The sequence below is a fragment of the Empedobacter sp. UBA7252 genome (genome assembly GCF_002472765.1).
Taxonomy (GTDB): Bacteria; Bacteroidota; Bacteroidia; order Flavobacteriales; family Weeksellaceae; genus Empedobacter; species Empedobacter falsenii_B.
Genome location: NZ_DKSQ01000084.1, coordinates 15,602 through 31,389, shown reverse-complemented (window position 1 = coordinate 31,389; position 15,788 = coordinate 15,602). Strand labels below are relative to the sequence as shown.

The window sequence follows — 15,788 nt, the reverse complement described above, 5'->3', positions numbered from 1 at the left end:
TTAACGTTTAGGACGCTAATGCGCAGAAACATAAAAAGAACCTAAAATAAACAGGCTCAATAGAATTTTTTTCATAGGGTTAAATTTCTGCAAATATAACTGATAGAAACAAAAAGATCCGGTTATAAATGATTATAATCGGATCTTTTATTGTTTATTGTAAGTTTAAACATTTCTCAACTTACTATGTTTATAACCGTAAGTGAAATAAATTGTTAAACCAATTGCAATCCAAATCAAGAAAATCATCCAGTTTTTCAATCCTAATTGCGCCATCATATAAAAACAACACAACATACCAGCTAACGGAATAATAGAAGTTCTTTTGAAAAATGTTCTAACTACCATAAAAACATAAATCATTAAGAATAGAATCATTGGAATTTTGTGTTTGAAAACATCCCATCCTTTTTCCATCTTCTTATCTTCGTAAACTGGTAATTTGCTCAAAGTAGATTTATATTGTTCTGGAGATAATTGTGCCAAATAATCATCCAAAAATTCAATTTCAGATCCTGTTAATTCATTAATTGTTGCATAAGAATCTTTTAATTCTTTTGGCGATAACGAATTTACAAAATGTTCAATTGGCATAGGTTGCGGTTTATTCGTAAAGAAATCAATCGAATCATCTTTAAATGTTGTTGCGCATAAAAATACAATCACGGCAGTTACAATTGGCATAATGTATTTTGCATTGATAAAAGGCGTTTTAAAATTTCCTCTTTTCGCATTTGGATCGGCATCCATACGAAGTACAGCAGCACAAACTAACACAAAAGCAAACAAAGTTCCAATAGAACAAGCATCAACAACCAATTCCAAATCTGTAAATAAAATAGGAACTCCAACTACAAATCCAGTAAAAATAGTTGCAAAAGAAGGTGTTTTAAATTTCGGGTGAATAGTAGAAAATTTCTTTGGTAATAAACCATCACGAGACATTGTCATCCAAATACGAGGTTGCCCAATTTGAAAAACAATAAATACACTCGCCATCGCTACTACAGCCGAAAAAGCAATAATTCCTGCCAACCACTTTAAATCTTGAATTTTATCAAAAACATACGCCAAAGGATCTCCAACATTCAATTCAGAATAATGAACCATTCCCGTAATTACTAAAGCAATCAGCACATATAAAACAGTACAAATAATGATAGACGCAAAAATTCCACGAGGCAAATCTCGCTTCGGATCTTTACATTCTTCCGCAGTTGTGCTAATCGCATCAAACCCAATATAAGCGTAAAAAACAGACGAAACTCCAGCCAAAACACCTCCTACTCCATTCGGTGCAAAAGGATTCCAATTATCTGGATTCACATAAAAAGCACCAACCACAATTACCAAAAGTACCACAGCTAATTTTAACACAACCATTGCATTACTTGCTTTTCTCGATTCATTAATTCCACGATAAACCAAAGCTGTAATCAAAAAAGTAATGATTAATGCAGGAATATCCACCACTAAATTAAATCCTAAATATGGAGCATCTTTAAAGGCTAAATATTTTGGAATCTCTTGCGCATAAGGCGAATTCGCAATTCCTTCTAATGTTTTACCTTTCGCTAACTCATTCGAAACAAATTCAAAACCTTCTCTCGCCGTAAAATAATCCATTGTCATCCATTCTGGCAGATGTAATCCCATTCCGGAGAGCAAGGTGGTAAAATAATCACTCCACGAAATCGCGAGCACAATATTCCCAATCGCATATTCCATAATCAATGCCCAACCAATTACCCAAGCAAATAATTCTCCAAATGCAACATAGCTATAGGTATACGCACTACCCGAAACAGGCACTAACGAAGCAAATTCTGCATAAGCAAAAGCTGTAAAACCACAGGCAATTGCCGTAAAAATAAAAAGGAAGATAACTGCTGGTCCACCTTCAAAACTTGCTCGACCAATAGTACTAAAAATACCAGCTCCAACAATTGCGGCGATACCAAAACCTGTTAAATCTCGAACACCTAAAGTTCTTTTCATTGTAGTCGTGTTCTTTGCAGATTCTGCTAAAATGGATTCGACAGATTTTTTTCTGAATAATTGTGACATAATTTATTTAAAAACGGGCAAATATAAAAAAGACAATCCCAAATTCGGATAGAATCCGTATAAATATTGGTTTTTTATTCAAATTTTCTTTTTTATTCTGCTTGGTTAGATTAATTTTAAATTTAATTCAAAAAATTAACATGAAACAATTTTTATTTGCAATTGCTTTAACTGCTACTTTAGTAAGTTGTGATTCTACAAAACCAATTTCTCAGGAGAAATATCAAAAGAGTCTTGTAAAATATACAGACAAAATTTCTGAAGCTGAATTAAAAAAACAGCTTTACATCATTGCTGCGCCTGATATGGAAGGTAGAAATGCTGGAACTGAAGGCGAAATAAAAGCGGGAAACTATATCTCTAATTATTACAAAGAATTAGGAATTAATGGACCAAATAATAATTATTTCCAAATTATTCCTGCTGGAACTTTTAACCGAGTAAAAGGTCAAATGAGAAATGTGATGGGATTCATCAAAGGATCAGAAAAACCAGAAGAAATTGTGGTGATTTCGGCACATTATGATCACGAAGGAATAAAAGATGGAAAATTATATGCTGGTGCTGATGATGATGGTTCTGGAACTGTTGCTGTAATGGAAATTGGTCGTATTTTCCGCGAAGCTGAGAAGAAAGGAATTCGTCCAAAACGTTCGGTTTTATTGCTACATGTTTCTGGTGAAGAAAAAGGATTATTAGGTTCTAAATATTATTCAGAACATCCAATTTTTCCTCTTGCAAACACAGTTGCAAATGTTAACATTGATATGATTGGTCGAGTAGACTACGAACATAATGAACAAACAAGAGACTTTGTTTATGTAATTGGTTCTGAAATGTTGTCTTCTGATTTACACAAAGCTGTTTTAGCAGCAAATGATGGATTAGGAATTAATTTAGATATGCGTTACAATACGCCAGATGATCCAAATCGTTTTTATTACCGTTCTGACCACTATAATTTTGCGAAACATAACATTCCGTCTGTTTTCTTCTTTAATGGTGTGCACGATGATTACCACAAACCAGGCGATACACCAGACAAAATTGAATATGATTTATTGACGCGTCGTACAAAATTAGCTTTCAATACAATTTGGATTTTAGCAAACGTCGAAAATAGACCAGTTGTAGACAAAGAATCTCCTATGCCTTCTACAAGATAAATATAAAAAGTATACATTAAAAAATCCCTTGAATTCAAGGGATTTTTTGCTTTATAGATTTTTCTTTCTTATAAAGATAAAGTAACTCAACCCTAAAAAGAAAATATTGTATATAAGGTTGATATAATCTAATCTTTCTAAAGATGCTATTTGATTCATTAAGTTATCAAATGATTTTGGAGAACTTGAATAAGGAATGAAATCTGCAAACTTTTTACTACTAATCACAGAACAAAAAACAGTTACAAATAGAGAAAAACCTACTGGATAAATAAAACTTCTGAAGAATAAACTCAAAGCAAATTGTATCATAGATACAGCTAAACATCCAATCCATAATTTGAAAAAAGTGTAAAAAGCAATTTCTCTAAAATCAAAATTCTGAAAACCATAATTTGGTGAAATAAATTGTAATAAATATCCACTTAATAGAAAAAACACATAAGCCCCAACAACAGAAAAACTGACTATAATTAAAATAAATAAAGCTTTGGCTAAATAAATTTTAGCATGTGAAATGGGCAGTGTAAATAACAATTTATAATTGTTGTTCTTATATTCTACATCGCAACATGAATGCACAAACACAGCAATTAAAACTGGAAATAGCATATAGAAAAACATAAAAACATATCGTCCTAAAAAACCGTACCACGGATTCAAAGCAATAGGTTCCATTGGTACTTTATAAATTAAATAGAAAAAAACACCTAAAACGACTAAAGTTGGTAAAAATAATACACCAAAAATTTCTTTGTTTTTTGATAATTTATATAGTTCGGAAGCAAATGCTTTATAAAATGTATTTGTCATTTTAGTGTTGAATTAGGTTAATAAAAATTTGTTCAAGATTAGCTGTTTCAGACTGAACATCATAAATTTTAATGTTATGCTGAATTAATTGTTGTATTTTTTGATGAAAATCATCATCGTTTTCAATTTCAAAATGCATGACGTTATCTTCAATTATTACATTTTCAAAAAGTTGTTTTGCTTTCTCTGCATCATTTATTTTTATAGCAACTTTACGAACAACATTCCCAAGTAATTCTTCTTTTTTGCCTTCAAAAATCATCTTTCCTCCTTCTATAATTCCAATATGCGTAGCAACTCGTTCTAATTCACTTAAAATATGACTTGACAAAAAAATCGTTTTACCTGATGCATTCAACCTCAAAAACAATTCGCGCATTTCATAAATTCCTTGTGCATCCAATCCATTAAGAGGTTCATCTAAAATCAAAATTTCTGGATCATGAAAAATCGCTATTGCAATTCCCAAACGTTGTTTCATTCCCATCGATAAATCAGATGTTTTATAATGTTCCGCGTACAACAAACCAACCAAATCTAACACTTCACTAATTCGCTCCTCACCTTTTTGATAAATTACATCTAAGTATTTTAAATTTTCATAAACAGTCAATTTTGTGTAAAAACAAGGCGCTTCAATCAAATTACCTGTTAAAGCATGAATCTTAATAGGATGTTTTTTGATACTCAACTCATTCAAGAAAATAGTATCTTCATTCGAATTCAATAATCCTAAAAGCAATTTTATTGTTGTCGATTTTCCTGCTCCATTTCGCCCCAAATAGCCATAAATACTTCCTTTCGGAACATTAAGATTAACTTGATTTAATATTTGTTTTGACCCGAAACTAAAATTCAAATCTTTTATTTCTATACTTTTCATTATTTCTCTTCTTTTAGTGGTGTTGGTTCTTGATTAACATCGATGTAAAAAATTCCATCTACAAAGTCACTCCATTTTGCTTTTACATTCATTCCTTGATCTATAACTGAATAATACTCAGATTTTAGTGCAGATTGATTCGGAATTTGACTAAAATCTAAAAAGAAATAAGGCTGATTAAGTTGATGAAATGCATTCTCTACCGCATATTTATTAGGTGTATTAATTATTTGTTTCAGAGGATTATAAACGCCATACGAAGTAAAACCAATTGCATACGATTGGTTCTTGTATTTTTCTTTGATATATTGTCCCAATGGTTTAAAATTATTCGGATAATATTTTTTGTAAGCATGTACATTCGCCGACCAAATAATTACTTTCTGATTTGGATAAAGAGAATCCAATTGATAAATTAAATTCTCTACCATCAAAGAATCTCTAAAATTCATACTTTCCTTAGTTCCAGATTTATACATCAAATTTTTCTGAATATGGTTTTTAATATCTTTCAGATAACGTGAATAGATTTTAGTTTCTTCAGTTTTTGGAAGCCTTGATATTCGTAATGAAATCGATTGTAACTCTTTAAGGAGTTGAGTAATTTCATTTTTTTTATATGTAGCTTCAGTAAATTTTTTATATCTAAAAATTGTAAGATTATCAATATTTTGATTTAAAAAAGGGTAATCATATAAAGATATATTTTGATTCGCTAAAAACTCTCTTAATAATTTTATACGTCTTAAATACCCATTATTTAAAATTTCTGTCAGTAAATCACCAGAATATTGCATATCAAAACCACCTAATGTGATTGGATTATTTGTTTTCTTAGTTTGTAAATAATAGTTATTTAGAGGTTGAGTTTCTTTATTATCCCACCAAAAATTAAACATACCAAGTCCCGCAATCGAATCTTTTCCAACACCTAAAGTTCCTTTTTCCATTTCTTGGTTGGTTATCCACATATCATATTGTCCAGCTTCGTACAAGACAACATTGTAATCCAAATTTTCGTGCAAATACTTTATCAAGCGTGATTTGGCTTTAAAAGTTTGTCCATCTTGATGTATACCTTCACCCAAAAAAACAATACGATTATCTTTTAACATCATTTTCAAAAATTCTAAATCCTGATTATTTTGTTCAGTCATTTCAATCGAATTTATTGGATGTTTATATTGATTTGTTTCAGCGATTATCTTCTCTGAGTCATCATTGAAAGTTTTCTTGAAAACAAAAACATTCAACAATACTGCACTGAGTAAAGTCAAAATTGTAAATAGTGTTAATTTCTTCATGAATCATTAGTGTTATTTAAAAATAGTATTTTTCGTATTACATCACGTTTTTATTTTTTCATTTATAATAATATGATTCATAAAAAAATAAAAAGGTTGGTTGAGAATCAAAAAAATTTAAAACTTCTTTAATAAAACTATATTGTCGCAATTCCGTAACTTTGAGGAACAATAAAAAACAAACAATGAATAACGATATTCTTAATTTGGAACCAAAAGCAATCTGGAAAAACTTCTCAGCATTGAATTCAGTTCCAAGACCTTCTAAGAAAGAAGAAAAAGTACGTCAGTTCATCATCAAATTTGGTGAAGATTTAGGTTTACCTGTCGAAACGGACGAAGTAGGAAATGTTTTAATCAAAAAAGCTGCTTATCCAGGAATGAAAGACCGTAAAAAAGTGATCATGCAATCGCACTTGGATATGGTTTGTCAAAAAAATAACGATGTAACATTCGATTTTGAAACACAAGGAATTGAAATGTACATTGAAGATGATAAATTTGTTACAGCAAATGGAACAACTTTAGGTGCAGATAACGGAATTGGAGTTGCGACAATTATGTCTATTTTAGAATCGAAAGATATTCCTCATCCAGCTATTGAAGCATTTTTTACAATTGACGAAGAAACTGGAATGACTGGTGCTTTAGGTTTGAAAGCTGGATTCTTATCTGGGAAAATCTTGTTGAACTTAGATACCGAAGAAGATGATGAATTAGACATTGGTTGCGCTGGTGGTGTTGATGTAACGGCGACAAAAGCTTACACTACAGAAGCTACTAACGGAACTGCTTTTACCTTAACATTAAAAGGTTTGAACGGTGGACACTCTGGAATGCAAATTCACGAAGGTTTAGGAAATTCGAACAAATTAATTGCTCGTTTATTAAATGCTGCAACTGAATTTGGTTTACAAATCGCTCATATGGAAGGTGGAAGTTTACGTAACGCTATTCCTCGCGAGTCTTGGGCTAAAATTGTGATTCCTACAGATAAAGTTGACGCTTTCAAAGCTTCTTACGAAACTTTACGCGCTGAAATTATTGAAGAATATGAAACGAAAGAACCTAAAATGGTGATTACACTAGAACCAACTGATGCAACTGATGCAATGTCAGCACAAGATTCTAAAGTTTTTGTTCAAACAATTATGGCAGCTTTCAATGGTGTTTACAGAATGAGTCCAGATGTTGAAGGTTTAGTAGAAACATCTAACAATGTGGCTCGCGTAGAAGTTATTGACGGAAACGCTCGTGTTTTATGTTTAACGCGTTCTTCTATAGAATCAGGTAAAGAAGCATTAGCACAAACATTAAAAGCTGGTTTCGAATTAGGTGGTTTTGAGGTTAAATTCTCTGGTTCTTACCCAGGTTGGAAAGCAAATACTCATTCTGAAATTTTAGAATTGATGAAAGGAATTTATGTTTCAAAATTTGGAGAAGAACCAAAAGTTGTGGCTTGCCACGCAGGTTTAGAATGCGGAATTATTGGAACAAATTATCCAGGTTTGGATATGATTTCTTTTGGTCCAAACATCTCTGGTGCTCACTCTCCTGACGAAAAAGTAGAAATTGCTTCTGTACAAAAATTCTGGGATTATTTATTAGATATTTTAAAAGATATTCCAAACGATGGTCCAGTTAATTACAGCTGTGCAAATTCAAAAAATATATAATTTAAGCTGAAAACTTAATCTAAAGACCACTTTTGCAAGTGGTCTTTTTTTACAATAATACTTTTTAAACAATTCTTTTAATCAAATTAAAATTTTTCTATAATTCTATTTATTTCAGAAAAAAAATCATTAATCATTCATAAGATTAAAAAACAATTATTTACAATTTTATCACCTTATTTTTACTTCTTCAAATAAGCATAATCATTTAATAATCTAGACTATATTTGTTTAACACGTGATTAAAAATGCTTATTGAAAAATGAATCTTATAACAAAATACAGTAAAGTTATTGTTTCTGCACTTGTTGTTCAGACAACTTTTGCACAAATAAATCCGCCAATTGAAAATCCTTTTACTCATAATTTAGGGGGCTTCAATTACGGAACGAAAGATTCTCCAGACGGTAACGAATGGGAATCGCCAATGAATTTATCCTTCAACAAAGAATTACCTAAAAGCTATTTTTTCTCTTTTGAGAATCAAAATCAAGCTGTAAAACTTTTACCAGAAAATAGTCCATATTGGATGAATTTGAATGGTACTTGGAAATTTAATTGGGTAAAAAACCCAAACGAAAGACCGAAAAATTTTTACGAAAACAATTTTGATACCTCTTCTTGGGCTGATGTTCCTGTCCCGATGAGTTGGAATATTTTTGGAATTCAGAAAAATGGAGATTTAAAATATGGTGTTCCAATTTATGTCAATCAAAAAGTTATTTTTCAGCATGCTGTAAAAGTTGATGATTGGAAAGGCGGTGTAATGAGAGAGCCTAACAAAGATTGGACAACATATATTTATAGAAATGAAGTTGGTTCGTATAAACGTACATTCGATGTTCCTAAAAATTGGGATGGACGTGATATTTACATGAATTTTGATGGAGTAGATTCATTTTTCTACTTATGGATTAATGGAAAATATGTTGGTTTTTCTAAAAATTCTAGAAATTTAGCTTCATTTAACATTACACCTTATCTAAATAAAAAAGGTGAAAATTCTGTAGCAGTTGAAGTCTATAGGAATTCTGACGCTTCATTCTTAGAAGCACAAGATATGTTTAGATTGCCAGGAATTTTTCGTACAGTTTCATTAACATCAAAACCGAAAATCCAAGTTAGAGATTTGGTTGTAATTCCTGATGTAACGAATAACTATAAAGATGATGAACTAAATATTTCGGCTGATATTAGAAATTTATCAAATAAAGTCGCAAAAGGTTATAAAATTGCTTATACACTTTATCAAAATAAATTATACAGCGACGAAACTGAAAAAATTGCAACAACTGAATATATTATCAATTCTGATGCAGTTACAATCAATCCTAATTCTTCATCTATTTACAAACTAAAACTAAAACTAAAGAATGCAAATCTTTGGTCAGCAGAGCGTCCTTATCGTTATACGTTAGTTGGAGAATTAAAAGATGTAAAGAACAAAACAATCGAAACAGTTTCGACGAATGTAGGATTTAGAAAGGTTGAAATTAAAGATACAAAAGCTGAAGATGATGAGTTTGGTTTGGCTGGACGTTATTTCTATGTAAATGGAAAAACAGTAAAACTGAAAGGTGTTAACCGCCACGAAACAAATCCTGAAAAAGGAAAAGTTGTGACACGTCAACAGATGGAAGAAGAAATTAAGTTGATGAAACGTGCAAATATTAACCATGTTCGTAACTCACATTATCCAGATGATCCTTATTGGTATTATTTATGCGACAAATATGGGATTTATTTAGAGGACGAGGCCAATGTAGAAAGTCACCAATATTACTACGGTGAAGCTTCAATCTCTCATCCAAAAGAGTGGAGAGATGCGCACGTGGCACGTAATGTAGAGATGGTTCATGCAACAATCAATCATCCTTCTATCGTTATTTGGTCTTTAGGAAATGAGGCTGGTCCTGGAAATAATTTTGTTGAAGCCTACAATGCAATCAAAAAAATTGATACTTCTCGTCCTGTTCAATACGAGCGAAATAATGCAATTGTTGATATGGGATCTAATCAATACCCTTCTATCAATTGGGTTCGTGGTGCTGTACAAGGAAATTATAAGTTAAAATATCCTTTCCATATTTCTGAATATGCGCATGGAATGGGAAATGCAGCTGGAAATCTGATAGATTATTGGGAAGCAATGGAATCTACCAACTTCTTTATGGGAGGTGCTATTTGGGATTGGGTTGACCAAGCAATGTATTATTATGATAAAAAGACAGGCGAAAAATTCTTCGCTTACGGAGGTAATTTCGGGGATAAACCAAATGACGGAACGTTTGTAAACAATGGATTAGTTTTCGCTGATTTAAAGGAAAAACCTTCTTACTGGGAAGTTAAAAAAGTCTATCAAAATGTTGGTGTAAAACCTGCAAATATCTTGAATGGTGAAATCGAAATTTTTAATAAAAATTATTTCATTTCGTTAGAAGATTACACGCCAGAATGGGCTTTATACGAAGATGGAATCGAAATTGAAAGAAGTACAGCTTTTATTGAGCCTAAAAAAATCATTAGTCCTCGCGAAAAACAAATCGTTCGTTTACCAATTAATCAATCAAAATTAAAACCTACATCAGAGTATTTTGTAAAAATTCAATTCAAGCAAAATCATGATCAATTGTGGGCGAAGAAAGATTATGTTCAAATGGAAGAACAAATTTTTGTGAAAGCTGCAGAACAAATTCCGACAATTCAAGAAGTTCAAAAAACAAATCAAATTACCATAACAGATTCAGAAAAACTAAAAACAATTAGTGGAAATGGTTTCGCTGTAAAATTTGATAATCAAACTGGAACTATTTATAGTTTAAATTATAATAACCAAACGATTATTAAAGATGGTGACGGTCCAAAATTAGATGCTTATCGTGCACCAATGGATAATGACAACTGGGCGTATCAGCAATGGTTTCAAAAAGGTTTACATAATTTAAAACACAAAGTTTTATCATCAACTTCTTACACAAGAAAAGATGGCGCAATTGTATTATCGTATGTTGTAGAATCACAAGCGCCAAATAGCGCATCACTTTTAGGAGGTACTTCTGGAACATATAAGATCGAAGAACACAAAGACCAAGTATTTGGGGAAAATGATTTCAAATTTACTTCAAATCAAGTTTGGACGATTTATCCAGATGGTTCAATCGAATTATCGTCAAGTATTACTTCAAATGACGAATCGCTTGCTTTAGCGCGTTTAGGTTATGAATTGAAATTACCAGAAAATTTGAGCAATTACAACTATTACGGACGCGGTCCGATTAATAATTATGCAGATCGTAAAACCGCTCAGAATATTGAATTTCATAAAAGTACAGTGAAAGATCAGTTTGTACCGTGGCCAAATCCGCAAAGTATGAGTAATAATGAGGAAGTTAGATGGAGTTCTTTAACTGATACTTCTGGAAATGGGGTTGTTTTTGTAAGCAAAGATTTGATGTCAACTTCTGTTTTGCCTTGGAGCGAATTAGAATTAACGCAAACGCCTCATTTCTATCAATTACCAAAAAGTAATGGAACGTATATGCATTTAGATGCTGGTGTTACAGGGCTTGGAGGAAATAGTTGTGGGCAAGGACCACCATTAGAACAAGATCGTGTAAAACCAAACGCAACAACTTTTGGATTTATTATTCGTCCTGTTCAAAGCAATAATTATTCAACGCAAGCAAAAGTAAAAGGAGCAGGAGATTCTCCACTTCTTATTACACGAAACAAAATTGGGGAAGTTACAATTTTGAGCCAAAATCAACATGCAGATTTGTATTACAAAATCGGGAATGGAAAAGAAACGAAGTATACAGAACCTTTCAAATTGAGAGATGCGAATACAATTGTTACTTGGGATAAAAATAATCCGAACATTAAAGTTTCTTCAAAATTTACTAAAATAGAAACGATTCCGTTACAAGTTGTTTTTGCTTCAAGTCAAGAAACTGGAGAAGGAGATGCTGCAAATCTTGTAGATCGTAATCCAAGCTCTATTTGGCATACGATGTATTCTGTCACTGTTGCGCAATATCCTCATTGGGTTGATTTTGATGCAGGAGAATTCAAGATGATTAAAGGATTTACATATTTACCTCGTCAAGATGGAGCTAATGGAAATATAAAAGATTATAGAATTCAGATTAGTTTAGACGGAAAAAATTGGAGTAACCCTATCAAAGAAGGTTCTTTCGAGAAAAACACTAAACTGCAAACAATTTTGTTCGACAAACCAATTCGCGGAAGATATATCCGTTTCACAGCTTTAAGTTCTCAGAATGGACAAGATTACGCTGCTGGATCCGAATTTGGAGTTTTAGTTAACTAACATTTTTACTCATAGTTTTTTCAAAAGGAATTCATATCATACAAAATGGTATGAATTTCTTATTTTTATACCTCACATCAATTTAACATCAAACCAAAATGTCATCAAATCGATATCCTCAACGCATTGTTTGCTTAACCGAAGAAGGAACTGAAATTATGTATAACATTAACGAACAACATCGTTTAGTAGGAATTAGTGGTTTTACCTATCGTCCGCCACAAGCAAGAAAAGAAAAACCTAAAGTTTCAACTTTTTTAGATGCTAAATTTGAAGATATCATCAATTTGAAGCCAGATTTTGTTGTAGGATATTCTGATTTACAAGCTGATATTGCAGCAGAATTAATTAGAAGAGGAATTAATGTTTTTATTTTTAATCACCGAACAGTTGATGAAATTTTAAATATGATTGTGCAATTTACTTCATTGATTGGTTGTCAAGATAAAGGATTAAAATTAGTCGAATTTTACGAAAAGAAACTCGAAGAAGTAAAACAACAAGCAACTCTTCTTCCCTATCGCCCAACAGTATTTTTTGAAGAATGGGACGAACCAATTATTTCGGGAAGCGCTTGGGTTAATGATTTGATAGAAATTGCTGGTGGAAAATTAGCTTTTCCAGAACTCAAAAATAAAGCTTTAGCTAAAGATCGTATTTTGTTGGATGAACAAGTGATTGAACGAAATCCTGATATTATTATCGGTTCGTGGTGTGGTAAAATGTTCAAACCCGAAAAAGTAAAACAACGAATTGGTTTCGAAAACGTAAAAGCTATTCAACAAAATCATTTATACGAAATAAAATCTGAATTGATTTTACAACCTGGTCCTGCTGCTTTAACCGATGGTTTGGATAAAATTGTGGAGATTATTACAAATTATAAATAAATATATGGATCCGGATTTTTTAATTTTGTATACTAAAGTAATTTTAGTCCTTCACTTCGTATTCGATATTTTATTATTAATTATTTCTATTGTTGCTCACGGAAAAAAAATAAGTTTTAGTAATTATCTAATTTTCATAACAATTTCTATATTACTATTATCAATAATAAGATTATCTATAAAAGAATATCTTGGTGTTTCAATTTATGAACTAAATATAGTAACAAATATTCTCGAAAAACTTTTATACATAGCATTCGGAATTATATTAATAATTGGAATTTCTAAATTAAAAATCAATAAAGAAGAAGAATAAAAATCCCGCTGAAAGCGGGATTTAATTTATTGTATAATATTGACTTCTCTAACCAATGTTACGCCATATTTGGCTTTCACATCTTCTATAATTCGTTCAGATAAATCATATATTTCGCGTCCAGTTGCATTGCCATAATTCACCAAAACCAAAGCTTGTTTATCGTGAACTCCCGCATCACCAAAACGTTTTCCTTTCCAACCTGCGTGTTCTATCAACCAACCTGCGGCTAATTTAATACCAGAATCAGTTTTGTAATGAGAAATTTCTGGGTGAAGTTTTTCTATTTCAGCAAATTTTTCATTCGAAATTACAGGATTTTTAAAGAAACTTCCTGAATTTCCTATCTGTGAAGGATCTGGTAATTTACTTTGACGAATTTTAATCACAGCTGCACTAATTTCTTGAATCGTTGGATCAAAAATTTGTTCCTTTTCCAATTCAGATTTTATTGCGCCATATTCCACATGAAGTTTGTGATTCTTCTTCGTCAACTTAAATGTAACCGCTACCAAAACATATTGTCCTCTCAATTCATTTTTGAAAACAGATTCGCGGTAACCAAAATGACATTCTTCATTTGTAAAAGTACGTTCATCACCCGTTTCCAAAACTAATGTTTGAACTTCTTCGATATAATCTTTGACCTCAACGCCATACGCACCAATATTTTGCATCGGCGCCGTACCAACATTTCCAGGAATCAACGAAAGATTTTCTAATCCTCCAAAATCATTTTGCAACGTCCATTCAACAAAATTGTGCCAATTCTCGCTTCCTTGCGCTTTTACGTACACAAAATCATCATCTTCATTGATAATTTCGATTCCTTTCAAATTCAATTTTAACACAATTCCCGGAAAATCGTCTACAAAAAGCATATTACTTCCTCCACCAATAAATAAAATCGGTAAATCTTTTTGACGACGAAAAACCAACACTTTTCGCAAATCTTGAATAGTCGCAACATCAGCAAAATATTTTGCTTTTGCTTCTATTCCAAATGTGTTATATAATTTTAATGAATAATTTTCGATGATTTCCATCTTCTTATTTTTCTTATGATCTAATTGTTCCTGGATATTGTTCTAAAGCTTCTTTCAAGATTTCAACAGAACGAACCAAATCTTCTTCTTTCAGAACATAAGCCAAACGAACTTCTTGAATTCCTGAATTTGGAGTTGAATAAAATCCTGCTCCTGGCGCCAACATTACTGTTTCTCCATTTGACGAGAAAGATTCTAATAACCAAATTGCAAATTTTTCTGCGCTATCAACTGGTAATTGAATCATACAGTAGAAAGCCCCTTTTGGATTTGGGCAAACCACTCCCGGAATTTGCTGTAAACCTGCAACTAATGTATTGCGACGTTTTAAATATTCTGTACGACAATCTTCGAAATAAGTTCCAACATTTCTGTGGGCTAAAGTTGCAATGTATTGAGAAATTTCAACAGGACTTAAACGCGCTTGTGCATATAACATTGCAGCTTTTAAGAATTTCTCGTTACGTGTAATCAAAGCTCCAGAACGTGCTCCACATAAAGAAAAACGTTTCGATTCTGAATCAATTACAATTGCATTATCTTTCAGTTCTGGGAAACTTAAAACAGATGTAAATTCTTCTTCTGTATATAAATATTCTGCATAAACTTCATCCGAAATTAAATAGATATCATGTTTAAGAACTAATTCTTTCAATTGATTTAATTCTTCTTTCGAATATACATATCCAGTTGGGTTTCCAGGATTACAAATTAAAATTGCACGTGTTTTATCTGTAATTTTTTTCGCAAACTCCTCAACAGATGGTAGAGCAAAATTATTTTCGATTGTAGATGGAACAGGAACAATATTTACATCATTTTCACATGTAAATCCGTTATAATTTGCATAAAAAGGTTCTGGAATAATAATTTCATCACCTGGATTTGCAATAATTCCGAAAATAAATAATAAAGCTTCCGAACCTCCTAATGTTGCAATAAAATTTTCTGGTGTTAATTCGATTCCTCGATTTGTAAAATAATCTGCCAAAGCTTGGCGATATTCCAACGTTCCTTCTGAGTGTGTATAAGAAATAATGTTTGAAGGGAAATTTTTCAATCCTTCTAAAACAGCTTTTGGCGACTCAATATCAGGTTGTCCAATATTTAAGTGATAAACTTTCGTTCCTCTTTTTTTTGCTGCATCTGCGTAAGGCACCAACTTTCTGATTGGAGAAGCTGGCATATTTTGTGATTTTTCAGATAATATTAACATTTATTGTAATTTTTTAAATTTGATTTGAATTCTTTGGTATTGTTTTTGTAATTTTAAAGTGTAAATATAAAAAACGTTTAA

At 31.7% G+C, this 15,788-nt stretch carries 11 protein-coding genes; 5 read left to right on the top strand and 6 right to left on the bottom strand.

Annotated features, from left to right (window positions below; genetic code table 11):
* Window positions 1-165: 165 nt before the first annotated feature.
* Window positions 166-2,067 carry an amino acid permease gene (locus B2X73_RS12085; protein WP_221855381.1) on the bottom strand — a complete coding sequence of 634 codons (1,902 nt, stop codon included), beginning with the start codon at window positions 2,065-2,067 and terminating at the stop codon, window positions 166-168.
* A gap of 140 nt (window positions 2,068-2,207) precedes the next feature.
* Here B2X73_RS12085 and B2X73_RS12080 point away from each other — a divergent pair, with 140 nt between their 5' ends.
* A complete protein-coding gene (locus B2X73_RS12080) occupies window positions 2,208-3,233 on the top strand; it encodes a M28 family peptidase (RefSeq protein ID WP_280049540.1) in 1,026 nt (341 codons plus the stop codon).
* Window positions 3,234-3,284: 51 nt separating this feature from the next.
* On the opposite strand, the gene B2X73_RS12075 is transcribed toward B2X73_RS12080, so the two are convergent.
* Genes B2X73_RS12075 through B2X73_RS12065 form a run of 3 tightly spaced genes read right to left on the bottom strand, consistent with a single transcriptional unit; the run spans window position 3,285 to window position 6,233 of the window.
* A complete protein-coding gene (locus B2X73_RS12075) occupies window positions 3,285-4,046 on the bottom strand; it encodes an ABC transporter permease (RefSeq protein WP_286495567.1) in 762 nt (253 codons plus the stop codon).
* A gap of 1 nt (window position 4,047) precedes the next feature.
* On the bottom strand, window positions 4,048-4,929 hold the full coding sequence (locus B2X73_RS12070) for an ABC transporter ATP-binding protein (RefSeq protein ID WP_286495568.1): 882 nt from the start codon (window positions 4,927-4,929) through the stop codon (window positions 4,048-4,050).
* Window positions 4,929-6,233, bottom strand: a complete 1,305-nt coding sequence (locus tag B2X73_RS12065) for an erythromycin esterase family protein (RefSeq protein ID WP_291047075.1) — start codon at window positions 6,231-6,233, stop codon at window positions 4,929-4,931. The genes B2X73_RS12070 and B2X73_RS12065 overlap by 1 nt, the downstream gene beginning before the upstream one ends.
* A gap of 185 nt (window positions 6,234-6,418) precedes the next feature.
* Between B2X73_RS12065 and B2X73_RS12060 the strand changes: the two genes are divergently transcribed.
* From B2X73_RS12060 to B2X73_RS12045, 4 genes are all read left to right on the top strand, one after another.
* On the top strand, window positions 6,419-7,909 hold the full coding sequence (locus B2X73_RS12060) for an aminoacyl-histidine dipeptidase (RefSeq protein WP_291096527.1): 1,491 nt from the start codon (window positions 6,419-6,421) through the stop codon (window positions 7,907-7,909).
* A 262-nt stretch (window positions 7,910-8,171) separates the two neighbouring features.
* Window positions 8,172-12,239, top strand: coding sequence for a glycoside hydrolase family 2 TIM barrel-domain containing protein (locus B2X73_RS12055; protein ID WP_286495572.1), 4,068 nt, complete (start codon window positions 8,172-8,174; stop codon window positions 12,237-12,239).
* A gap of 98 nt (window positions 12,240-12,337) precedes the next feature.
* A complete protein-coding gene (locus B2X73_RS12050) occupies window positions 12,338-13,129 on the top strand; it encodes a cobalamin-binding protein (RefSeq protein ID WP_286495573.1) in 792 nt (263 codons plus the stop codon).
* 4 nt (window positions 13,130-13,133) lie between these two features.
* Window positions 13,134-13,445, top strand: a complete 312-nt coding sequence (locus tag B2X73_RS12045) for a hypothetical protein (protein WP_219034206.1) — start codon at window positions 13,134-13,136, stop codon at window positions 13,443-13,445.
* 26 nt (window positions 13,446-13,471) lie between these two features.
* Here B2X73_RS12045 and murB read toward each other — a convergent pair whose 3' ends face one another.
* Together murB and B2X73_RS12035 are read right to left on the bottom strand one after the other, a co-directional pair.
* The gene (gene murB, locus B2X73_RS12040) at window positions 13,472-14,491 is read right to left on the bottom strand and encodes a UDP-N-acetylmuramate dehydrogenase (protein ID WP_291096525.1); all 1,020 of its coding nucleotides are present in this window, start codon (window positions 14,489-14,491) and stop codon (window positions 13,472-13,474) included.
* 13 nt (window positions 14,492-14,504) lie between these two features.
* A complete protein-coding gene (locus tag B2X73_RS12035) occupies window positions 14,505-15,707 on the bottom strand; it encodes a pyridoxal phosphate-dependent aminotransferase (RefSeq protein WP_286511710.1) in 1,203 nt (400 codons plus the stop codon).
* Window positions 15,708-15,788 lie beyond the last annotated feature (81 nt).